Genomic DNA, 23,466 nt, shown 5'->3' on the forward strand with positions numbered 1-23,466 from the left:
AGTATTTAAAAACATAAGTTGGGAAATAAATTTACTTCATTTCAATATTCTATTCATTGAGAAGGTTGCAATTTAATTCTAATAGTTTACAAAAGGACTAGTGATTAATTTCACTGTTTTTATTTTTGACAATAATGCGCCACTATTCTCCCACTCTATTCTTCAAGAAAACGTTTTTTTGAAGAATAGGATTTAGACTTCTGTTTATAATCGTCCAAAATGCGTGTTTTTGAGAAATAAAAAACCGCAAGCCTGAGCCTGCGGTGAGTGTAATCTTTTTTGAAATTTTTAAACAAAAAAGGAGCATTTAAGCTCCCTCCTTTGAAATAACGAACACTTGGCTGGTCGGTGTACCCAGCATCTCAGATACCTTTTTCAAGGTGCGGCAGGAACCTTTCTGCCCTCAAATGTCTTTCGTTAATATTATTCTAGCACTATCTACTTTTTTTGTCAAGTTTTCTCAATCTACCAGACTTAATACGACTTTGTAACTTGTAATCTTGTAAACGATACATTGTCGGAACATAAAAGAAATCTCCACTTTTATGTAACTTGATGGCAACAAGAACATTATCATCAAATCTTTTAACATATTCAAAACTAGCATCTTTCTCTCGTGGATTGATCCCAACGAAATCTGGGTTCCTTAGTATGAGTTCCAGGTCTTCGATATGATGAATCACATCATTATGATGCCGTTTCAACATATGACTTCTTAAACCTTCTTTGTTAACTTTAATATCACTAGCTTCAAGAACAATATTAAAAATTTCTTTTACTTCGTCAGTCACCTGACCGATCTTTTTATGTTCCATCATTTCCTCCGTTATTCCACAATTATTATATCACAATCATAGTGTATATTAGGATATATCACGCTCTATTATTCATTAGATACTCAATTTTAACTTTTCCCTTTTCCTCAAAATAATAGTATAATAGAGGTAGAATTTAGAATCGAGGTACACCTATGGCTGTAAAATTTACAAAACGAGACGACTTGGACAAGATGTTTGAAGAGTTTGCTAAACTCCCTGATTTGAAACAAGTCACTTTCCCTGATGACAAAGAGAAAAAATCCAAAGCAGAAAAGAAAAACTAGATGACTGCTTTCCAACAACTCCCATCTAGCGTGCTTCAGACTGGAGCTATTTTCCTCTCCATTATTATTGAAGCCCTCCCTTTCGTGCTGATAGGAAGTATTGTCTCAGGGTTGATTGAGGTTTATATCACACCTGACAAGGTTTATCATTTTCTCCCTCGAAATCGTTGGGGGAGAATCTTTTTTGGCACCTTCGTCGGGATACTTTTCCCCTCTTGTGAGTGTGGAATCGTCCCCATTATCAATCGTTTTCTGGAAAAAAAGGTTCCCAGTTACACAGTCGTTCCCTTTCTTGTGACAGCACCTGTTATCAATCCCATTGTTCTCTTTGCGACTTATTCTGCCTTTGGCAACTCCTTCCATGTCGCTCTGTTACGAGCTCTAGGTTCCATTGTAGTGGCTGTGATACTTGGGATTTTTCTAGGATTTTTATGGCAAGAACCGATTCAAAAAGAAAATCGTTTGGCCTGCCATGAGCATGATTTTTCTCATTTGAGTCCTGTAAAAAAAGTTTTTCAGGTCTTTGTGCAAGCCATTGATGAATTTTTTGATACGGGCCGTTATTTGGTATTTGGCTGTCTCTTTGCCTCTGTTATACAGGTCTATGTACCGACACGGATTCTGACCTCTATCAGTGCGACCCCTCTTTTTGCCATCCTGCTCTTGATGCTTTTGGCCTTTCTTCTCTCTCTCTGCAGTGAGGCGGATGCCTTTATCGGTGCTTCTCTTCTCTCGAGTTTCGGCTTAGCACCAGTTCTGGCCTTTCTGGTGATTGGCCCAATGCTGGATATCAAAAATATTCTCATGATGAAAAATTACTTGAAAGCACGATTTATCAGTCACTTCATAACGATTGTGACTCTTGTCGTCTTAGTGTATTCTCTCTTGATTGGAGTCATCCTATGATTCGATTTTTAGTTCTAGCTGGCTATTTTGAACTGACCATTTATCTCCATCTGTCAGGCAAATTAAACCAGTACATCAACATGCACTATTCCTATCTGGCCTATATTTCCATGGTACTTTCCTTTATTTTGGCAATTGTTCAATTGTATATCTGGATGAAGCAAGTCAAAACCCATAGTCATCTGAACAGCCGATTGGCGAAGGTGACGAGTATTGCTCTTTTGTCCATTCCGATTGTCGTCGGCCTAACTTTTCCAACTGTTAGCTTGGATTCTCAGACCGTTTCTGCCAAAGGCTATCACTTCCCCTTATCAGAAGGCACGGATCAAGCCATTCAGACAAGTGAAGGAACGACAAGCCAATATTTGAAACCAGATACCAGTTCTTATTTTTCAAAATCTGCCTATGAAAAGGAGATGCGAACGGCGGCAGATAAATACTTGTCCCAAGATAGTATTCAGATCACCAACGAAAACTATATGGAAGTCATGGAGGCTATCTACGACTATCCAGATGAGTTTGAGGGCAAGACAGTCCAGTTCACAGGATTTGTCTATAACGACCCCAGTCATGCCAATAGCCAATTTCTATTCCGCTTCGGCATTATCCATTGTATCGCAGATTCTGGTGTCTATGGATTGCTAACTAAGGGAAATACCCGTCAGTATGGGGACAACACTTGGATTACAGCCAAAGGAAAACTGGTCAATCACTATCATAAAGAACTCAAACAAAACCTCCCAACATTGGAAATCAAAAGCTTTACAAAAGTCGATAAACCAGAGAATCCCTATGTGTATCGCGTGTTTTAAAAAGCAAACTAAATCCATTAAAAACAAAACGAACAAGTTCTCTTCTGAATGACAGAAAAAGAGCCTGTTCGTTTTTTGTTATTTGAGTATTAATGATTTGTAGATTTAAATCTTATAACATAAGTAGCTCATTGAGAATAAGCGAGCCACTCATTAATCAGACTAGCGATTTCTTTAGGTGCTTCAGTATAAAGCTCATGGCCTAAGTTCTCTAGAAAAATAGTATCAAAATAATCTGGCAATTCTTTTAAGGCTTCCTCTCTCCACGTAGCTTCATTAGAATAGCAAGGACTGATAAACAAGGTATCTCCCACTTCTCTCTTAAAAGCTTGTATTTTCCTCCGTAGGCTGAGTATCGCTTCTATATTTTCATAATTTATAGATAACTCATATCTATTATACTCAGAATTCCAGTAATAGGACTGTCTTACAGCTTCCTCCATATTTTCTGACCAATGCTTTGCTTCGGATTTTTCTTTAAAAATAAGAAGATTTAAGTCTGAAACGACTTGAGATTCGATATAGTTTTTAGCTTCCTCTAACTCTGTATCTAAAGGTAAAATCTTATCTATATCTAGATAGCCACCATCCAAAAGAATTAGTTTTTTCACTTCATAAAATTCCGATGCAAGATAACGCGCCAAATCTCCTCCAAGAGAATGACCTATCAGACAGATAGATTCTTCCTCTACAATCTCATTTTTAAACCATAATTTCAATTCTGTTTCATCTCGAAGATGCTTTTCATATGGACTTAGAAAATAAACCTGCGAATCTAGTTCTTGAAGAAAATCCTTGCTATGATAGATATTGCTTCCCAGACCGCCAATAAAATATTTTTTCATTCTCTACTTAATACTATGCTTATTCATCTTTTGCTCAAAGATAGTCGTGATAATTTGACGCAATTCTTCGCGTTCTTTTTCTGGAATTTCACCACTTGTTTGAGCTGCAGCGTAGAGTTCAGGGTGTTCAATTGAAATACGTTTAATCGTACGTGTTGTAGCATGTTTTCTGACGAAAAATGGGATTCGCTTAATCAAGTCTTGTGGTACTAGAGCAAGAATCTTCTCAGCAGTTTCCTTGTCACTAATCTTAGACGTCGTAAGCCCCTTCTTAATCATTTCCTGTTCTTTTTCTGTAAAATCTTTTAATTCCATTCGATTAGTCCTCCTTTTTTCTTTAAGTTAAATTATATATCATTTGTAGCAAGACGACAAATAGTCTGTTTGTAAAATGCTCTCTATACTACAACTTTCCTGTTACTCTTAATTGCTCTTTAATGAAAAATCACAAACCCATTTGGATAAATCACAAGCTGATTTTCCAATTCTTGGCAATTGTTCGCTAGTGCTCCTGCTTCCACTTCTTTCTCTACAATATAATCTTCTGTTGATTGGTTGAAGATAGCTTTGAGAACCTGTCCTTCGTATGTCCATTCCAGGGCTACTAGATCTGGTTTGATTTCTTGAAGATCATACTTACCATGCTGAATGGTTGCTGACGCTTGTTTTCTAATATTAATCAGCTTCTTCATGAAGTTAAGCATATCATTGTCACTTGATACGCGTTCCCAAGGCATACAACGACGACAATCTGGGTCTGGACCGCCAGTTAAGGCTAACTCTGTTCCGTAATAGATACAGGGTGTTCCCTTTTGTAAAAAGAGAAAGGCTAGGGCTGATTTGACAAGTTGAACGTCTTCATTTGCCGTCCATAAAATACGTTCTGTATCATGCGAATCTAGAAGATTAAACATCACTTCTGAAATCTGCTGCTTGTAATACATAGACTGGCCATTGATTTCATCGATGAATTGGTCTGTCTTCTTAATTCCTCGTAAGAAATACTCTTTGATACTATCAGATAAAGGATAATTCATGACCGCATGGAACTCATCTCCATTTAGCCAAGGCTGAGCCGTATGCCATACTTCTCCTAAAATATAAAGATCGGGCTTTTTAGCTAAAACTGCCTTGCGAAAATCCCTCCAAAACTGATGGTCAATCTCATTAGCAACATCCAAACGCCAAGCATCAATATCAAACTCTTCAATCCAATAAGTCGCAACCTTTAAAAGATAGTCCTTGACCTCTGGATTGGCCGTATTTAGCTTAGGCATATAGTCCTCAAAACCAAAAGCATGATAGGGTAACTCTCTCCTATTGGCTAGCTTTTCAGTTGTCACTGGGAATTGTTGTATATGGAACCAATCCTTATAAGCAGACTGTTCACCATTTTTGACAACATCTTGCCATTGAGGAGATTGCGAACCAATATGATTAAATACAGCATCCAGCATGATTTTCATACCTCGCTGATGCGCTTGCTCGACCATCTCCCGAAAGGTCTCCTTGTCTCCAAAATGACGGTCAATTTCAAAGTAATCTGTCGTATTGTACTTATGATTGCTCGTAGATTCAAAGATAGGACAAAGATACAGTCCAGTAATGCCCAAGTCTTGCAAGTAATCCAGATGGTCAATAATCCCCTGTAAATCACCACCAAAGAAATCATCACTCTTTGGTGTGACAGATGAATCCCAGTCTAAAATCCCTTCTGGGTTTAATCGAGTATTTCCATTGGCAAATCTCTCAGGAAATATCTGATACCAAACCGTATCTGAAACCCAATCAGGAATCTGGCAGGCATCAATCTCATGAAGATAAGGCAACTTAAATCCATTTCCAATAGCATGAAGATTTTCTAGAGAATTTTCAACGCAGCCTCTATCGCCGTACAAAATGGTCTGTCCCTCTGTATCCGTGAGTTCAAAGAGATACTGGATACGTGCAAAGTCAACGGACACTTCAACCTGCCAATAGTCAAATAAGGCGTCAGAGGTTATCTTGGCCATTTCTTTTATATCCTGATAAAATTCCTCCATAAAGATAAAAGGGTCGCCATAATGCAAGTTGATGCTTTCAATATCCCCTTTCTTAGTTCGAATACGAATGTGGAGTTTCTTATCCTTATAAAGATAGGCGAACTCCGACTCAGGCCTATGGTAAATAGTACTTAATTCCATCAATTTGTCTCCTAATTTACTTGATTGCATTTGCGACGCAAACGTTTTCACAATTGTTAATCTAGTATACTACTTTCGTATTTTATTTGCAAGGTTTGTCCATAGTTTCGAATGGTTTGATTCTATAAATAAAAAAGCAGCCAGTCTTACAACTTGCTACTTTCCAAATGATGATTTACAAATGTCTTTCCAGCCACTCAATTTTTTTAAAATCCTTATTGTTATTGTGCTCATTTCGATAAGAATCTTGGGAAGAAGCCTTGTAAATACTTAAAAACTGTTCTAGATTTGGAATGCGAAAAATGATGTTTTCGAGATGAATCAGCTCTATATCCGATTCCGAAACTCCTGCAAAATCAGGTAAAGAATCGATACTTCCATACTCAACACTCAGACCATCTTTTTGGAATTCATGCTCATGAATATCTATTAAGGCATAATCTAAGTGTTTCATCACTTTCATTATCTTGTCCCACTCATAAATTCTGAGATGATCGGGTGCTTCCCAACCTCTAGGATCACCAGGCACATGAATGTCAATGTCAGACGGCCTCCATTCTTCATTTGAACGGTATTCAAAACCCAAGGACCCCATGAGAGTCGGTGTGATTCCGATTTGGTTTAAATGAGAACAAATTGTTCGAAATTCATCAAATAGAGAATTCATTCCTCCTCCAATCGTTGGTATAGAATTTAATTTCGTTGTGAATAATAAACTAATTTTTACCTTCTACTCTTTCGGTTTTGAAAATACTTCTACTCGTTGAGCTAGAACTTTGATTTCTACAGGTAGGTTATCCGATTTATCGCCATCAACATCTGACTCCAATTCGCTATCTGAAGAGATCTTAATATTACGCGCTCTGATATACTCAATATTATCATTACCGACAACATCCCCTTTTAGTAAATCAGGAATAACGGATAATTTAGAGAACAGAGACGCATCTTTCAGAATCAAAATGTTGGCATAGCCGTCTTTGTTCTCTTCAAAAATTTTCTTATCAGCGAAGTAATTTGTCAAGAGAACCAACACATGGCTAGCTTCACCAACATAATTTCCATTTTCTGTCTCAACCTTAATGTTAAAGACCTGATCCGTCATGACAGACTTCATGGTATTTACAGCATAGGCTAAAATACCGAATTTTGTCTTGTCCTCGATTTCAACATTGTGAATCGCCTCAGGTAGAGAACCGATACTAAAAATATAACCAAAATAATTGTCATTTGCTTTTCCGATATCAATCTTATTGGTTAAGTTGAAATCCAGTTCATCAATCGCTCCATCAATGTCTTGATTGATTTCCAACAGTTTCGTAATGAGGTTACCCGTCCCACCAGGGATAATCCCTAACTTAGGAATGTAGTCTCTCTCAGCAATACCCGAAATGACTTCGTTGACAGTCCCATCTCCACCAAAAACAACCACTGCATCGTACTGCTCACGAGACGCTTCCTCAGCAAAATGTGTTGCATCCAGCGCTTTTTCGGTAATTTTGGTTTCTACGTGCTCAAAGTATTCTTTTGCTTTATTTTCCAGCTTATCTTTGTAATCCAAAGCCTTCTCGCCACCAGAGGTAGGGTTGATAATTACCATTGCTTTTTTCATTAATTTTCTCCTTAATCTTCGTTAGAAATCTTTATATTTCATTATATGAAACTAAATGTATCCCTATTATACAATGAAAATATAGAAAAGAAAAATCTGACGTACTGGAGATTAATAGACTTTTATTCTATTTTCCCATCGTATAACTACATCCTTTAAGTGGTCATCCAAGTAAGAGTAGGTCTTATCCTTGATCCAATCAGGAATACCATAACCTGCCTCTGCAATGCTACCAGTTATTGCTGCGAGTGTATCACTGTCGCCACCAAGTGAGATGGCATTTCTTATCGCATCTTCGAAGTCTCTACTCTCAAGAAAGGCGATAATGGCTTGAGGGACAGTTTCCTGACATGTTTCGTTAAAACGATAGTTAGGGCGAATCTCATCTAAAGTTTGAGATAGATTGTAGCTGTATTCTTTCTCTATATAATCCTTAATCCGTCTTTTACACTCTGTAGGATTGTCATTAATTGGTTGCTCGTATTCTCTACAATAACCACCAAAGTAAAAACGACACAGAAAGATAGCATCAGCTGTAGCCATAGCACCTTTGACACCTTCTGGATGATTATGAGTTACCTCTGCAGAAAGACTCGCAAGTTCTCTAGATGATGGCCATATTCCGGTTCTAGCATAAAAACCACAGTCCATAGACCAAGCGCATGGAGAAACACGCATAGCCGAACCATTCCCAAAGCTATTATAAGGCTCACGGTTATCACTGTTTAGCCATGCATTAAACCGAGCACCGTAATCAGCATTCGGATACATTCTGCCATATTTCTTCATCGCGTCAATGAAGTCGTCTTTTTGTCCACCATTCATAATCGCTTCTGCAACAGCACAGGTCATAACCGTGTCATCTGTAAAAAAGCAGTCCTTACAAAATAAAGGAAAGTCCTTCGTTTTGATATTGTTCCATTCGTAAACAGAACCTACAATATCTCCAATAATTGCTCCGAGCATCAGACTCCTCCTTGTGAACTATTGGTTTAGACTGATTTTTCTATTTCCCATACTCTTTATTTTATCAGCATATTCAGTCAAAAGATTCTTTGAATAAATTTTTTCAGCTTTTGAATTTCTAACTTCTTTCCAAAGAATAGAAGCTACTTTTAACTTGTTTGAGTAGTTACGACTATTTTCGTCTGCACAGAAATCCTTTAGAAATTGGTTCCATTGACAAACCGAATGATCATACTTGGCATAATCTGAATTTCCATAATAAACTTTTAGCATATCTTGGATTGTAAAACTCAAATCATTTTCTCTTTTTACTTTTCTCCAAGCTGTAGCCATATCAGCAGTAAATTTAAAGGGCGAAACATCTGTTAAAGTTGAGAAATATTCTCTAAAGTGTGTATTAAAGGAGAATCCACATTCAAGTAAGGGCGTACTTAAGGTAACGACTTCTACTCGTTTCTTTTTCCTTTTTATTGATGATTTTTTAATCAAATTACCCTTAAAGTACTGCTCAATAATATGATTGAGTTCTTGTTTGGTACCTCCATATTCTAATCCTAATGACTTACATAGTTGTGAAAGTTCATCACGATACCAATAATATTTATTAAACTCATCGAATGATACGATTTTATCAAACTCAGGTCTGCTTTCTATCAATATAACACCTCCTTAGAACCAATTTAGGTTGTCATATCAAAATAATGGAGTTTTAGTTTCATTGTTTTGACGTTGAACTGCGTTTCACTAACAAACTTACACACTCAGCTTCGGACTTACCGTATTATCTGTAAAAAAGCAGTCTTTCCAAAATAAAGGAAAGGTACTTCGTTTTGATATTGTTCCATTCGTAAACTGAACCTACAACATCTCCAATAATTGCTCCTAGCATCCGTTTCCTCCTTATGACATTTCAGATTCGTTACACATTTCTAATGAATCACTCTTTAAAAATGGCACCACCAAATCAATCCACTCATAAGGCAGGTAAGCTGATAAATAACCGTGGTTATACCCCTTTGCTTCATACCAAATTGTATTTGAATGTAGCTGATGAAATAATTTCGCTGATTCTTTCACACAGTTCAATTCTTTTTCACCATAGATATACAAAACCTGAGCCTTGCTAGCAGAAATCATATCTTTCAGCTTGTAACATCCCATATAGTTTTTGTAAATTGTCACCAATGTTTTGACAGGCGTCCTTGGCAAATCTTCCAAATAATAAGCTTTTATTTCCTCTGGATAAGCCAGTTTAGGATAGAGTTTGTTCATCATGCTTATCTGAAGTTTACAAGAGAATTTATTGAACATCAGTTTACCAAATAGAGACACTAGAAAGATGCTGATTTTAGCTAAACTTGGTTGAGGAATACAGAGGCTTCCATCTATTATGGCCTTCTCAGCAATTTCACTGTCTAAAGACAAAAGCTCCATGGCAATTTGACCACCAAGTGAAACACCACCAATCGCAAACAATTTCCCACCACAGTTTGCTTTGATATAGTCTAGAATCTTCAAAGCAGAATCTTCAGTAGAAACATAATCAAGTTGATATTCTTCGCCGTGGCCATTCAAGGTGGGTAGAATGACACGATACTCCACCGACAAGATCCGTGCTTGACGAAGATAATTCCACCAAGAACTGCCACCGCCATGTATCAGCAAGATAGAAGGCAAATTCTTATCACCAAATTCATGGAATTTCATATTTAAACTCCTTACTGTAGGGCTTTCACTAGATAAATACTTGTTAAATCAGTTTGAACAAGCAGTGATACCGCCTCAACATGTGGTGCTAGTAAACTTATATATTATAGAACGAAAGTATATACTGTCTTGTACCAAATGCTTATTTCAAATAAATGTGTAAAATGATTTATTACTACAATAGTTAATCATTTACTCCAATAACACTATGCTCTATAAAAACAAATTTACCAATAGTACCTTTTCTCACTCAGATATTGTTCTTTTTGTTCTCTAGAATTTTCATGATTTCTAATTCCTAGTAATTCGTCTGTTGAAGAAACTATTGGGTCTATCCAGTCAGCTTTGGATCTAATCCAATCAATTTCGTCTTTACTAAGTTTCCCTGATATCTCCAGTTTATCAGCCATCAATCTTAAATCATTTGCTGTTTGAAAATCTTCTAGCATATTCAGAAGAGACATTGTCCGCTTCTTCTCTTCTTCGATTCTATTTTGTAATTTTCTTTTTCGCTCTTGTTCCTCTTCGTATAGTCTTGCTTTCTCTTCACGTTCAAGGCGTAAGTTCTTAACTTTATAATACTCTTGGTAAATTAAAACAATTATTTCTGGGATTGATTGTTCAATCGAGAATTCATTAGTATCTTTAATGTATTTACCATCTATTATCTTAAATCGAAATTTTCCATTTGGTATATAGTCATACTTCTTTATTCTTGGTTTATAAGCATATCCATTAAACTTAACGCCATCATTGTACTCTGCTAGTTCTTTAGCTTCTTCTTTTGTTAATTCATGACTTACTTTGTCTGTTGATTCTATAACTTCAAAACGAACAATATCCTTATCAATTTGAATATCCCAATTTGAAGTTACATTATCACCGATTCTTTCAATTACACTAACTAGAGTATCTAAAAAGCGATATAAACGTGGAAGAAAATTTAGTGAAATACTTTTTACAAATTTAGGTTCTTTTAAATCATTATATCTGTGCCTAGAATCAAAGTAAGGATAAGAAGCTGTTTTTTCCCTCTTATTCCACTCTGTAATTTTATCTCTTAGATTAGCTACAGATTTATGTAATCTCTTATTTGGAGCCTGGTTTAGGTTTGAAACTGCTTCAATAATACGCTCTATTTTATCGTCCTCTAAAAATGATAACGAACTTCTTATACTAGTTGTATCAAGTTTAACAGTATCTTTATTTTTATCTTCCGAACTCTCCTCTTTATGTTTAGCAGGTTTTATTCTATTGTTCTTTAGGCTTTTTCTATCAATATTAACTTCATTTACGTCATTTTGTGGTAATGGAACGATAAGTTCACTTAAGTCTTGTCCAGTATTCTTACGATACCAATAACTACCATTGGGAATTGGGATTTCAAATTCTTTGCATTTCTTAAGTAAGTCTGAATAGCTTAAATCATATTTCAATGAAACTTGTTTTGCACTTATTTCCCAGATTTCTTCATAGAGTTTTTCTCTAGAAAAGGTCTTTATCATCTTCATTTGAAACACCTTTACCCTTATATTTTACATCACCGTTTTTATATTTACCAAGCGAAAACGCAAATTCAAAAACCTCTAATTCTTCACTTCTGCATTTTCGCTTAATATAAAAAGTAAATCTTGTTTTAAACCGTTAAATTCCTCTATAATTTTATCTAAACTAGCTTCAATATTTTCAACACGGATCTCTGATAGCTTACCGTAATTGTATGAAATCATTCTTTCAGCAATAATATGATATGACCAACTCTCAGTGAAACGTCTATCTCTTTCTTCGTTATGAATAGCAAAACCAATTGGAAGAAGATTATTTCTAAGACCTATCGCAACTGCTTGTGAACTTATACCTAAATAATCACCAGCAATTTTTAATGTGATTTTATTTAATTTTCTAATATCTTCGTCGGTATATTTCGGCATGTTAGTACTCCTTTTTTTATAATTCAAGTTGATGATTTAATAATCATGTCAATTGTTTTCATACTTTCTAAACAATTTTCAAATATATAGCGTTTTTATTATTTTCTTATCCTATTATATCATTATTCAAAATAAAAAACTGCAACTTACTCGTTGCAGTTAAACACAGATTTACTTCTGTTCCTTTTAGAAACTTATATTTCCATTTTCAGGCATAGTAAAAACATCATTTTTTTCAAAATAAGGTTTTACCATTTCTTTCCATCTAGCTTTATGAAAATTGATTGAGTTTAAAGGAGATAGTCCATAATTTCCCAATGCATAACCATCATTTACTTCAACAACAAGTGTTCTGCCATCGCGAGTAACACCGATATCTAGTCCATAAGCTATTGGTGCATCTTTCCAACATGCTATAGCATCATCAATTACACTAGGATCAAATTGTGCATGATAATCACCTGTATAGGGTCGAACATCTAATACGCGACCATCTAAAACAAAACAACGCCATTCTGCTATGAATTCTACAACTTCACTAATATTATATCTATAACAGAAAATCTTTTCCTTATTACTCTTTGTTCAAAGAGTCCAGAATTTCTCTATAACCTTCGTAGAAACGATCTCTCGTAACTACCTCACCAGGATATTTTTTTTCAAGAAGTAAGAATATATCATTTGGATTAACTCCTTCATCTAAAAAATCTTGATACAGTGGGCTACATAATCTCATTTCACCTTTACTTGAAAATTTTAAAAATGTTCCATATATTGGAATCATTGACAATATATTGTATAGACTTTTTTTCATTGTTTTCCTTTTATCTAAGTTTATTAATTTAATCAAATATAACTAACCTATCATTACTGAAGTTATTAAAGGTAAGATTTACTTTTTCATAAACTTCCTGAGTTTCCTTATAAATCTTATCCGAAACATATGAAGCTCTCAATTCGGATTTCTCAATAAGCACCCACTTTAAATGAGAATATGAATATTTTGCAAAAGTAATCCATTGTGCGTAATTTATTGTCATAGGATTTTTTGTAAAGTAGATTTTCCCTGCATTAGCAGATGTGGCTATAGAATGTCCAATAAATAGCATCGTATGTAATTTGGGATGTTTCTCTCTATCCAACGAAAAAGGAATAGAATTTTTTATTGAATGTCCTTCGTTGATTTTCTTAAGGGCGTATCCAATTCTGATTATAACTTCAATAATCATTGTGGAAATAGCCATACTACTAAAATGAATGAAATCATAGCCTTCGTAATACATTCCTTGTACTATTTCTGCTATTGTTTGATTCTCGTCACCAATTTTTCCAAACTGAAGCAAATTAAATAATCCCATCAATGGTGCAGGTAATCCCATTGATGTCGTAATATCAGATTTAAAATGAATTATCTGCTTTGCTATTGCTGCAAAAATATCACTTTCTTTTCTATCTGTGTAATTATCCATAAATTGAGATACTATTTTCCCAGTTTTATCAATAGTAGTCATCTTACCATTTAGAATATCAGATACACCAATTACTAAACCAAGAAGGGGGTCATGTCCAAGAGATAACAATCTATGATAATATGCAGACAGTCCATTAACATTTACTTTAGTATGACGATTATCTTGAGCATCAAAAGGGACTTTACTGACCTTTGAATTTGCCAACTTTTCCATTTCTTCTTCAGGAAATCGTTGATTAAACCAGTCTCTTACATAATTAGATAAAGGGCCACCTTTTAAACCATTCGGAGTTTTCTCAGGTATTCCAATTAAAAGAATATCAACAATCGCTGCTAATATACCAGCTCCTGCACAAATCGATATATCAATTTTATCAAGTTTATGAATGTTGTTAAAATCATCCTGCAATGATTGAATAACTTTCTGATTAAGTTCCAATTCTTCATTTGTGAAGAGTGCATCTAGTTCATTCATTGAACCAACTTCGCACTCCGCTTTTATTACTAAGTCTTCCCATTTAGGTACAACGATAGTTTGTTTTTTAGTTTTGGTATCTATTATTGGTAAATCAGTCAAAGTATAGCCTAGCTCTCTCAATAATTTTTCACTTTCCTCTATACGTTCTTCTGCAATAGACATATCGGGTCTGTTTATTAAATCTAACTCTTTGGTTTGATGAGTTAAAATATTATTGAATTTTTGTTCTTCATCAGAATAAATGAATTTACTCATTGTTAGACACCTAAATCATTTTTCAAGTCTTTAATTGCTTGAGTTAGGAGAATATTTAAACTCTGTAAATAATCTAGACGTTCCTTATCAGCATCTACCTCATTTTTCAAAGCTTGTATAATAGCTTCATGTTTTTGCAATGCTTCTTTATATAATCGTTCTTTTTCCTGTTTAAGTTGTTTATTTTTTAGATTAGAAGCTAATAGTATACCGCCTCCGGCTAATACAACGACTGGAGCAGCCATTACAAATACTCCCGCTGCCATACCACCACCAACAACGCTTCCAATAGCAGCAAGGCCAGAAGTAATACCAGCAGCTGATAACCCTACAGTACCTAAACCATAAAGAGCTGCAAAAGAACCTATTCCACCAATACCTGCTCCCAAAGCACCAGCTAACACTTCCGGGATTGGACTCTCTCTTATTGTACGTGTTTTATCATTAAGAGCTGCTGCTGCTTCATTAATTACATTCACAACTTGTTGTAATGATTCAACACTTTGAAAAACTAATTCTTTACTCATAAAATAATCCTCTATATTTTGTTTTCTTAATTATACCATGATGTAATTAAAAAACTGCAACACAAAAGTTAGACAGAAAAAATCTAACTTTTGGGGTGTTTTATTATGAAATTGAGTTATGAGTATATAGTTCAAATCTATGAACTTAGAAAGCTAGGTCAAAGATTCAAGCAGCTTTCAAAAAGATTTGATTTAGATGTTTCTGGGTTAAGATACATGATGAAATTAATTGACCGTTATGGGATAAAAACCGTCAAGAAAGGTAAGAATTGTTATTATTATCCAGAACTAAAAAAAGAAATGATTGATAAGGTCTTACTTGAAGGAGGAAAAAGAAAAACGGAAATTGTTCAAGGATTTGTAACAGAGTTTTCTTTAGATATTCTTCTAAAGATTATTAAGCTTGCCCGTTCGACCTACTATTGCCACTTAAAATATCTAGGGCAAACGGATAAGAATCAGGAACTTGAAGCTGTAATTCAGGCCATTTATTGTGAGCATAAGGACAAATATGGCTATCGTCGGATCCACTTAGAACTAAGAAATCGTGGCTTTGTGATGAATCATAAGAAGGTCCAACGTATGATGAAAATCCTTGGTTTAAGTGCTCGAATTCGCCGGAAACGGAAGTATTCCTCTTACCAAGGAGAGATTGGCAAGAAAGCAGAGAATCTCATTTAACGCCAGTTTGAAGCATCTAGACCAAGTAAAAAGTGTTATACGGATATGACAGAGTTTGCCATTCCAAATAGCACGCAGAAATTGTATTTATCGCCTGTTTTAGATGGCTTTAACAGCGAAATTATTGCTTTTAATCTTTCTTGTTCTTCTAATTTAGAACAAGTAAAAACGATGTTGGAACAGGCCTTCACAGAGAAGCACTACGAGAATACGATTCTCCATAGTGACCAAGGTTGGCAATACCAACACGATTCTTATCATCGGTTCCTAGAGAGTAAGGGAATTCAAGCATCCATGTCACGTAAAGGTAACAGCCCAGACAACGGTATGATGGAGTCCTTCTTTGGCATTCTGAAATCGGAGATGTTTTATGGTTATGAGAAGAATTTTAGGTCTTTAGAAGACCTTGAAGAAGCTATTGTAGACTATATTGATTACTACAACAATAAACGAATTAAGGTAAAACTAAAAGGACTTAGCCCTGTACAATACAGAACTGAATCCTTTCAATTATTATTTTTCTAACTTTTTGGGGTCAGTACATAGACGAATGGTTATGATTTACTCCAAGGTAAAAACTGAGAAATAAAGTCTCGAATCTGGTTTGCATTGAGTATCCATGAAATCACAATAATTATAGCAATAGCTAAACATGCAATATTCAACGCCTTAATATTAAAGAGCTTTGCATCCTTCTCGTTAATTGTAAAAATAAATTTTACCAAAATATATATTACATTAATAAGAACAAATGCCAAGAAATCAACTACCAGCAGTAGTCTAAATACGCTTACCACAGAAATATTCTGCAGAACGGATGTTGAAAATGTTATTCCTCCAACAAATGCCAATACAATTGCGGCGAATATCCCAAGTATGGAGATATATTCTTTTTCAACACCTTTTATTTGCTTTTGTAGGTTCTCTTTTGCCTCTTCAATACTATTAGCAAAAATATTATTAACGTTTTCAATCTGATGTAATGCCAGCTGAAAATGGTCGTAAATCTTTACAATCATCTTCTTACAGTCATCATTTACATCATTTTTATCATCAAGTGAATAAAGCAACAACTTTTCTAAATTTGTAGCAAAAATCCCTCGTTCTGACATTTCCAATGAATAGACATAATTACTTATCTCCGAATAAAGGATTCTGTCTAACTTGTTGCTTGATGAAATATATGATTCTATATTTTCGACTGTTTTTTGTGGCTCGTAATTTTGAGTCTTAAGAGATAATGCTTCACAAATACTGTTAATTTTTCTTTTGGTGTATGTAAATTTTTTTGACTGCTCCAGCGATATTATTGTATTATCTGTCGTTCGGAGCAATACATCCAAATTAGCATCAGCCATTAAAATACTCCCTTATTGTCTTGATTGTTATCTCGTTATTCTGATACGGAGTGTATGCGTCGATCCATGGCGATTGTCTGTGCGTCAATGACACAAGGTCTGTCGCTGAATAATCTGCAAATTTATCTACGACTTTATCAATAAGAGATTTATCATCATCCGAAATTGCTGTGTCCTCAAACCCAACTCTTTTAGAATTCCAAACATCATCTTCATCAAACATAATAAAAGATTCTATCGTAGGAATATCTCCGCTTCCATACTGTTTATATTCATGGTATGCTTCTGGCACAACTGGTCCAAAATCCCATGCTTCAATTTTCTCATCAAAACAAGGAGTGTGGTCTTTCTTTTTTGTCAGAAAATAAGCCTGAATAAAATAAAGTACCTTCTGAAGTTTTAAATTTGAGATTCCGTAGTCGTGCTCATTGCTATAATTAATCACATGACGACATACATCTAAAACTTTATAGCTCATTGTCTCTACCTCCTTCCTTTATAACTATTTATTATATCACTATTTATATGTTTTGGGTGAACATTTTTAAAATTTTGTTGTCATCTATTCCACTGCCGAGGCTACCTCTTAATATAGAGTGGCTTGAACTACGGTCAGCCTTGTTATCCAAATCACTATCACAACTCCTGACATCTAATCCACAGCCTAAACCGTACCACTTATTTTTGAGCCTCGGCAAATTCGATTAGTAGATATATTTCCATATAAGAAAACCGAGCTTCCCGTAAGGCTTCTCTGATGATAACAACCTTACAAAAAAACGAAAATACGCCACTTTTCAGCCTTTATTTATCCTCCCTTGACATCAACGCTACTGCCTCCACATGATGCGTCTGAGGAAAAAGATCCACTGGCTGGACTTTCTTCAACTCATAGCCCAATTCTCGGTAGAGTTTGATATCACGCGCCATGGTTGCGACATTGCATGAGATATAGGCGATGCGGTTAGCTCCTGTTTGAGCGCTTGCTTTGATAAAGCTTTCTGTGAGTCCTTTTCTTGGTGGGTCCACTAGGATAAGACTTGGTTGAATTCCATCTTTGGTCCAATTCTTCATGGCATTTTCAGCTGTGTCACAGACATAGTGGGCGTTTGAAATATTGTTGAATTGAGCATTCTTCTTGCTATTCTCAACCGCTTCTGGAATCACTTCGACACCATAGACTTCCTTGACATGTTTCGCAACAGAAAGACCAATCGTCCCGATACCAGAATAGGCATCAATGACCACATCATCTTCTTTTAATTCAGCAAAGTCAATAGCCGTTTGATAGAGTTTCTCAGCCATTTCTGTATTGACCTGATAGAAGGCTGGACCAGCGATTTGGAAATCATTGCCCAACATCCGATCAGTAATATAGTCTTGACCATAAAGAGTCTTCCATTCCTTACCAAAAATAGCATTGGTGTTCTGGTCGTTGATATTTTGCATAACAGACACAATCTCTGGGAACTGCTTGATTAGCTGTTCAATCAATTGCTCCACACGAAAAACTTTGGGACGAGTTGTTACCAAAATGACCATGATTTGCCCTGAATAGTGCCCACGACGCACCACAAGATTTCGAATCAAGCCAGACTGCTCCTTTTCATCATAAGGTTTCAGGTCATAACGACGGAGCAAGTCACGTAGAGCTACTACTACCTCATCAATCACAGGATCTTGGATAAAGAAATCTTCTAGAGGCATGAGGTCATGGGAATTCTTACGGAAAAATCCTGTTTCCAAGACACCATTAACACGACGAACAGGCACCTGCGCCTTGTTGCGGTACTTGACTGGATTTTCCATACCTAAAGTTTCAGCAACCTCTACATCTGCAATTCCAGCAATCTTGTATAGACTGTCCTTGACTTGCTTAGTTTTAAACTTGAGCTGTTCTGGATAAGAAAGGTGACCTAAATCAGCTATTCCTGAACGCAGGTAATCCAAATCTAGATCTTGATTACGGTGTGGTGACTGGACAAGGTATTCTTCCACTTTCCCAAAACCAATCCTTTTGTTTACTTTAAGGACACGCATAAGGATTTTTTCACTTGGTAAAGCATTCTCTACAAAGAATACCAAACCATCCACCTTGGCCACTCCTGCACCTTCATGGGTCAAGTCAACAATTTCAACTTCTACAATACTATTTTTCTTTAACATTCTCTTCTCTTTCTATTGGCCGACAAAAAAGACGGTAACGTTACGGTTACCATCTATTATACCATGAAATTTCTTAAGAACCAAAACTCTTGAAGAAGTTGACAATGGCTTGCCAGAGGGAGCTTAGGAAATTGCCGCCGTCCTCTAGCGCCTTATCAGCATCAAAGTTAAGGTTAATATTTTTAAAACTGTCACCAGCTTGTGAAACAATACTTTGTTTAAGGTCATTCAGGGTTTTAGTGAAGTCTGCATTGCTGAGGATATCACTTTTTGAGAGATTTAAAGCAAAATTGATGATGATATTGATCTGGTTTCCTGTTATAACCTGATCAAGTTTGTAATTTTTTAAGGTATCTTCAACGATTTTACGGACATCTTCCTCCGTCAGATTTCCCTTGCTTTCTTTAGCTTTGGCGAGTCCTGACTTGATATCAGCGAGGGCAACGTTTAATTTATTAGCATCATAGCCAGTTTTGTCCTTGTTTTCAGCATTGATATCGGACAAAGCCTTCAACTCTTCTTGAGCCAACTCTTTGTTGGCTTGTGGCACCTTGGCTCCATTAGCTTCCAGCGAATAGTAAATCCCTGCTAAAGCACTTTCTCCTGTAACGGGAATAGGTGCTGCTACAGTGATTTTGGCGTGTTCCACACCCAAAGTTACGGCCGCATTGCGGTACATATCCTGCGTCACCTTAGTGATGTTTTCTGGTGTTTCAATCTTGACCTCAAGTGGCGACTTGTCACCTAGCTTTTGAATCTTGGCTGATGAATACAACTGTAAACTAGAGTCATTTGCTACATTCATGATTTTAGAATAGACATCAGGTGTCATGGTCTTGAGTTCTTTGGTGTCTGTTGAGGCATTGTAGCCTAGTTTTTTAAGGGTTTGATTTTTTTGATCTTCAGACAATGATGAACCTAGGACATATTCAGGTTGGACGTAGGTTTCATCGATAACTTTTTGAACATCTGTTGCTGCATGGACGCTATTCATAGCTGTTACTGCCCACAAGACCGCAGCACTAGTCAGAAAGAGTTTCTTTCTCATAGGGAATTTCCTCCTTTACCTTTCTAGAGTAATATATCTATCTTAAAGAAAACTTATAACAAAAACACCTGGGCTAGCCAGATGTCGAAAAGAGAGTGAAACATTTGATGATGTAAAGGTTGAGTTGCACCTGTCTAGAATAATAATAGTTTCCTCCATTTACATAGAGTTCGGCACCGTGAAAAATGGAAATGGGGTGAATATAACTATAAGTCTTTCCAGTGGTATTACCAAGCAAAGGGGCAACAGTCTCACGAGAGTACTGTTTGGCCAGAGCTAAGGTGTTTTCCTTGCCATTTTGGGCGATAAAATCGATATAGGCAGGTCCAAAATTATAGGCTTGAACAGCTGTCCAGACATCAACACCTTTCTTCTGAGCCAAATAGAGATTGTCTGTCAGAGTTTGAACGCCTTGCCGAATGCTAGAGGCATTATCATTGATGGTGTTGGTGGAACCACTTGCAGACTCACTAGACTGCATAACATCGCCTTCTTTTCCTTTTGTCTCAGTATAAATCATAGCGAGCACAAGCTCTTCGTTTGCTGGGGTGTCTTTTTCACTCAAGATTTCTCGCACCATGGGTTGATAGGTCATGACTTGCTTGACATCTTGGTGAACGCGGTAAGCTTTATAGCCAGCAAAAAGGAAGACTGCTAGTACAAGCACTCTTCGAATTCGTTTAAACATTATTTACTTTGGATATCCTCGATATTTTTGATTAAGATAGAATAGGTTCCATTGTCGTTTTGGATAAATTCAACAGACTCAGCGTCTTGATAGACGTTATTGGGAACGATGAGCTCAATTCCATTTGACAAGGAAAGTTTTTGGTTTTCAAATTTTTTAAGCTGACGACTGGCATCAATTTCATCAAATTGAACAGGCTCTGGTACGACTTCTTTGACTTGATCAATAAAGCTCAAACGAGCCGTCAGATTATTATCAAAAAGGTCATTGGCCAATTTTTCAGGTGATAATTCATTGCTTTCTTCCAGATTGTTAAAAATCGCTGATTTGACCTTGGATTGAAATTGAAAATCATCTGTGTTAAAAGATTCAGCAATTCTCTGGGCCGTTTTTTCTAGTTCTTTGATAGATTTCTTAGGAGAAATCTTAGGAGCGACAGCAAGAAGATTATCTGAAAAATAGTTCAAGAAAGTCCCATTGTACTTGATTCGTTTTTCAATCAGATGGTACTTGCGACTCTGAAGATTGACCACCAAGGCTTCGTCGGCACCCGTTCCAAATCCAGGCAGGTTATTCTGAGTCAACTTGATTGGATTATCAACTTCTCCTCCGAGGTGGGTCAAGGTCTCCCGTAGGGCAATTCGCAAGAAAGCAAAATGTTCTACACCTTCTTTAGAAAATTGCACAAAAATCAAGTCATTGGTCTTGAGATTTTCTGAAATGCTGAACTCCTCTTTCCAGAGATTAGCCAGTGTTACTGATGTCTCCAACAAATCGTCTGTGATGTGATTGAAGAAGGGATTTTCTTCCTCGAAAATCCCAGTCTTAGCTTCATCTGAATACACACGTTCAATTTTCTTGCGCAGGTATTCTTCGATTTTTGGAGTGATATTGAGAAACTTATCCGCTAGGAACAGCTCGGTATCATCCGGACTGAACTGATGAATAATAGCTTTCTTAATATAAATGTCCATAAAAGTTTTAGTCCTCGTATAATGGGAAGGCATCTGTTAATTCTTTAACTGCACTTCTCACTTCTTCTAAGACAGCTTCATTTTCTGCATTCTTAAGGGTTTTAATGATAAGTTCAGCCACTTTGCGACTTTCTTCTTCACCAAATCCACGTGCAGTAATAGCTGCTGCTCCGATACGAATCCCACTTGTCTTGAATGGTGATAAGCTTTCGTAAGGGATTGAGTTTTTATTTAGGGTAATATTGACTTCATCCAGCAAGTTTTGAGCAACTTTTCCGTTTTCTACAACCTTAGTCACATCCACTAGGAAGAGGTGGTTTTCAGTTCCGCCAGAAATGATACGGAAATCAGGGTCTTGCAAGAAGACATCCGCCATAGTCTTGCTGTTCTTGATAACATTGGCAGCATATTCCTTGAAGGCTGGATCCAAAACTTCTTTGAAGGAAACTGCCTTAGCTGCAACAACATGCTCCAAAGGACCACCTTGAATCCCTGGGAAAATAGCTGAGTTGATTTTCTTAGCTAGGTCCTCATCATTTGTCAAGATCAAACCACCACGAGGTCCACGAAGGGTTTTGTGGGTCGTTGTTGTAGTGATATGAGCGTATGGCACTGGACTTGGGTGAAGACCAGCAGCAACCAAACCAGCAATGTGAGCCATATCTACCATGAGCTTCGCACCAACAGCATCAGCGATTTCACGGAATTTTGAAAAGTCGATAATTTGAGAATAGGCTGAAGCACCTGCTACAATCAGTTTTGGTTTGACTTCTTGGGCTTGCTTCAAGATAGCATCAAAATCTAAGAATTCCGTTTCAGAATCCACACTATAAGAAACAAAGTTGTAGGTTTGACCAGAGAAGCTAACAGGAGCCCCGTGAGTCAAGTGTCCACCTGCTGCCAAATCCATCCCCATAACGGTATCACCTGGCTCAATCAAGGCCATATAAGCCGCACAGTTGGCTTGGCTTCCTGAGTGAGGTTGGACATTAGCAAATTTTGCACCGAAAATTTCTTTTGCGCGTTCAATAGCTAGAGATTCTACAACGTCTACTACATCTGTTCCACCATAATAACGGCGTCCTGGGTAGCCTTCGGCGTATTTATTCGTCAAGATAGACCCTTGAGCTGCCATAACAGCCTTGGAAACTACGTTTTCCGAAGCAATCAACTCAATGTTGTTTTGCTGGCGTTCTTCTTCTTTGGCAATAGCATTCCAGAGATCAGCATCATATGCTTTAAAATCGTCTTTATCAAAAATCATAGGTCTTCTCCTTTATAGTGTGACTGGTCCTTTAGTTTGTTTTACAACAAGAAAATAAACTAAAAGATGCGAATAAACCGTTTCTGCACTTTATCACAAGTATAACCAACTTTTTCATAAAATGCATGAGCACCCAGACGATGATCGGCAGAGTTTAAGCGGATAAACCCATAACCACGTCTTTTTGCTTCTTCTTCCAACCCTTGCAATAAGCTTTTACCAATACCTTGACCTTGTGATTGAGGTGAAACTGCTAAGGCTAAGATATTAAATCCTGCTTTGGAATAGAGGGATTCGTAAACCTCAGCGTGGACATAGCCAAGTAAGACATGACTGTCTTCATCCTCATAACCAAGTAGGAAATGATGTTCATCTTGAGATAATCTAGTTAGTTGACTAGCTGTCTCCTCTAGACTAAAAGAATAGCCCAAAGCTTCTTGGTTAATGTTACATATAGCTTTCACATCAGTTTCTCTTAAATTTCTTAGCATC

25 protein-coding genes and 3 pseudogenes are annotated in these 23,466 nt (G+C 36.5%); 4 read left to right on the forward strand and 24 right to left on the reverse strand.

Going from position 1 to position 23,466, the window contains the following annotated elements:
- Positions 1-434: 434 nt before the first annotated feature.
- Complete coding sequence (locus TZ91_RS03755; RefSeq protein WP_033686988.1) at positions 435-815, reverse strand: PBECR3 domain-containing polyvalent protein; 381 nt, start codon at positions 813-815, stop codon at positions 435-437.
- A gap of 155 nt (positions 816-970) precedes the next feature.
- On the opposite strand from TZ91_RS03755, the gene TZ91_RS10745 reads away from it, so the two are divergent.
- The 3 genes from TZ91_RS10745 to TZ91_RS03770 are packed head-to-tail and all read left to right on the forward strand — an operon-like array spanning position 971 to position 2,820.
- Complete coding sequence (locus tag TZ91_RS10745; RefSeq protein ID WP_004245481.1) at positions 971-1,102, forward strand: SPJ_0845 family protein; 132 nt, start codon at positions 971-973, stop codon at positions 1,100-1,102.
- Positions 1,103-2,008, forward strand: coding sequence for a permease (locus TZ91_RS03765; RefSeq protein WP_033686989.1), 906 nt, complete (start codon positions 1,103-1,105; stop codon positions 2,006-2,008).
- Positions 2,005-2,820: a TIGR03943 family putative permease subunit gene (locus tag TZ91_RS03770; RefSeq protein ID WP_033686990.1), complete on the forward strand. Its 816-nt coding sequence runs from the start codon at positions 2,005-2,007 to the stop codon at positions 2,818-2,820. Before TZ91_RS03765 ends, TZ91_RS03770 begins: the two co-directional genes overlap by 4 nt.
- Before the next feature lie 128 nt (positions 2,821-2,948).
- Here the strand turns inward: TZ91_RS03770 and TZ91_RS03775 are convergent, their stop codons facing one another.
- The 15 genes and pseudogenes from TZ91_RS03775 to TZ91_RS03840 form a co-directional block, all read right to left on the reverse strand.
- A complete protein-coding gene (locus TZ91_RS03775; protein WP_033686991.1) occupies positions 2,949-3,665 on the reverse strand; it encodes an alpha/beta hydrolase in 717 nt (238 codons plus the stop codon).
- A gap of 3 nt (positions 3,666-3,668) precedes the next feature.
- On the reverse strand, positions 3,669-3,980 hold the full coding sequence (locus TZ91_RS03780; protein ID WP_000420556.1) for a hypothetical protein: 312 nt from the start codon (positions 3,978-3,980) through the stop codon (positions 3,669-3,671).
- Between the two features lie 119 nt (positions 3,981-4,099).
- Positions 4,100-5,848: a glycoside hydrolase family 13 protein gene (locus tag TZ91_RS03785; protein ID WP_033686992.1), complete on the reverse strand. Its 1,749-nt coding sequence runs from the start codon at positions 5,846-5,848 to the stop codon at positions 4,100-4,102.
- A gap of 175 nt (positions 5,849-6,023) precedes the next feature.
- Complete coding sequence (locus TZ91_RS03790; RefSeq protein WP_033686993.1) at positions 6,024-6,515, reverse strand: hypothetical protein; 492 nt, start codon at positions 6,513-6,515, stop codon at positions 6,024-6,026.
- Positions 6,516-6,578: 63 nt separating this feature from the next.
- Positions 6,579-7,460, reverse strand: coding sequence for a diacylglycerol/lipid kinase family protein (locus TZ91_RS03795; RefSeq protein WP_033686994.1), 882 nt, complete (start codon positions 7,458-7,460; stop codon positions 6,579-6,581).
- A gap of 111 nt (positions 7,461-7,571) precedes the next feature.
- The gene (locus TZ91_RS03800; RefSeq protein ID WP_033686995.1) at positions 7,572-8,426 is read right to left on the reverse strand and encodes an ADP-ribosylglycohydrolase family protein; all 855 of its coding nucleotides are present in this window, start codon (positions 8,424-8,426) and stop codon (positions 7,572-7,574) included.
- 18 nt (positions 8,427-8,444) lie between these two features.
- Entirely contained in the window at positions 8,445-9,083 is a 639-nt protein-coding gene (locus tag TZ91_RS03805) for an SAP domain-containing protein (RefSeq protein ID WP_033686996.1), read from the reverse strand.
- A 117-nt stretch (positions 9,084-9,200) separates the two neighbouring features.
- Positions 9,201-9,315: pseudogene (locus tag TZ91_RS10865) on the reverse strand (ADP-ribosylglycohydrolase family protein); the annotation flags it as partial.
- An 11-nt stretch (positions 9,316-9,326) separates the two neighbouring features.
- Positions 9,327-10,133, reverse strand: a complete 807-nt coding sequence (locus TZ91_RS03810; RefSeq protein ID WP_033686997.1) for an alpha/beta hydrolase — start codon at positions 10,131-10,133, stop codon at positions 9,327-9,329.
- 227 nt (positions 10,134-10,360) lie between these two features.
- On the reverse strand, positions 10,361-11,644 hold the full coding sequence (locus TZ91_RS03815) for a hypothetical protein (protein ID WP_033686998.1): 1,284 nt from the start codon (positions 11,642-11,644) through the stop codon (positions 10,361-10,363).
- Positions 11,645-11,719: 75 nt separating this feature from the next.
- Positions 11,720-12,064 carry a hypothetical protein gene (locus TZ91_RS03820; RefSeq protein WP_033686999.1) on the reverse strand — a complete coding sequence of 115 codons (345 nt, stop codon included), beginning with the start codon at positions 12,062-12,064 and terminating at the stop codon, positions 11,720-11,722.
- 186 nt (positions 12,065-12,250) lie between these two features.
- Positions 12,251-12,625: pseudogene (locus tag TZ91_RS03825) on the reverse strand (ATP-grasp domain-containing protein); the annotation flags it as partial.
- A 13-nt stretch (positions 12,626-12,638) separates the two neighbouring features.
- Positions 12,639-12,878 carry a hypothetical protein gene (locus TZ91_RS03830; RefSeq protein ID WP_045597097.1) on the reverse strand — a complete coding sequence of 80 codons (240 nt, stop codon included), beginning with the start codon at positions 12,876-12,878 and terminating at the stop codon, positions 12,639-12,641.
- A gap of 28 nt (positions 12,879-12,906) precedes the next feature.
- Positions 12,907-14,268 carry a hypothetical protein gene (locus TZ91_RS03835; RefSeq protein ID WP_033687000.1) on the reverse strand — a complete coding sequence of 454 codons (1,362 nt, stop codon included), beginning with the start codon at positions 14,266-14,268 and terminating at the stop codon, positions 12,907-12,909.
- Positions 14,269-14,270: 2 nt separating this feature from the next.
- On the reverse strand, positions 14,271-14,795 hold the full coding sequence (locus TZ91_RS03840; protein WP_033687001.1) for a hypothetical protein: 525 nt from the start codon (positions 14,793-14,795) through the stop codon (positions 14,271-14,273).
- Between the two features lie 105 nt (positions 14,796-14,900).
- On the opposite strand from TZ91_RS03840, the pseudogene TZ91_RS10365 reads away from it, so the two are divergent.
- Positions 14,901-16,001: pseudogene (locus TZ91_RS10365) on the forward strand (IS3 family transposase).
- A gap of 29 nt (positions 16,002-16,030) precedes the next feature.
- Here the strand turns inward: TZ91_RS10365 and TZ91_RS03855 are convergent.
- From TZ91_RS03855 to TZ91_RS03890, 8 genes are all read right to left on the reverse strand, one after another.
- Positions 16,031-16,834 carry a hypothetical protein gene (locus TZ91_RS03855; RefSeq protein ID WP_050492415.1) on the reverse strand — a complete coding sequence of 268 codons (804 nt, stop codon included), beginning with the start codon at positions 16,832-16,834 and terminating at the stop codon, positions 16,031-16,033.
- Entirely contained in the window at positions 16,827-17,312 is a 486-nt protein-coding gene (locus TZ91_RS03860; RefSeq protein ID WP_033687004.1) for a Panacea domain-containing protein, read from the reverse strand. The genes TZ91_RS03855 and TZ91_RS03860 overlap by 8 nt, the downstream gene beginning before the upstream one ends.
- Positions 17,313-17,638: 326 nt before the next feature.
- Entirely contained in the window at positions 17,639-19,000 is a 1,362-nt protein-coding gene (gene rlmD, locus TZ91_RS03865) for a 23S rRNA (uracil(1939)-C(5))-methyltransferase RlmD (RefSeq protein ID WP_033687005.1), read from the reverse strand.
- A 73-nt stretch (positions 19,001-19,073) separates the two neighbouring features.
- A complete protein-coding gene (locus TZ91_RS03870; RefSeq protein ID WP_020902850.1) occupies positions 19,074-20,048 on the reverse strand; it encodes a DUF1002 domain-containing protein in 975 nt (324 codons plus the stop codon).
- Between the two features lie 73 nt (positions 20,049-20,121).
- A complete protein-coding gene (pmp23, locus tag TZ91_RS03875; RefSeq protein ID WP_000476378.1) occupies positions 20,122-20,736 on the reverse strand; it encodes a cell wall hydrolase Pmp23 in 615 nt (204 codons plus the stop codon).
- Positions 20,736-21,710: a nucleoid-associated protein gene (locus tag TZ91_RS03880; protein ID WP_033687006.1), complete on the reverse strand. Its 975-nt coding sequence runs from the start codon at positions 21,708-21,710 to the stop codon at positions 20,736-20,738. Before TZ91_RS03880 ends, pmp23 begins: the two co-directional genes overlap by 1 nt.
- 7 nt (positions 21,711-21,717) lie before the next feature.
- Entirely contained in the window at positions 21,718-22,974 is a 1,257-nt protein-coding gene (gene glyA / locus TZ91_RS03885; protein ID WP_033687007.1) for a serine hydroxymethyltransferase, read from the reverse strand.
- 59 nt (positions 22,975-23,033) lie between these two features.
- On the reverse strand, positions 23,034-23,465 hold the full coding sequence (locus TZ91_RS03890; protein ID WP_033687009.1) for a GNAT family N-acetyltransferase: 432 nt from the start codon (positions 23,463-23,465) through the stop codon (positions 23,034-23,036).
- Position 23,466 lies beyond the last annotated feature (1 nt).

Source organism: Streptococcus mitis (genome assembly GCF_000960025.1).
Lineage (GTDB): Bacteria > Bacillota > Bacilli > Lactobacillales > Streptococcaceae > Streptococcus > Streptococcus mitis_DH.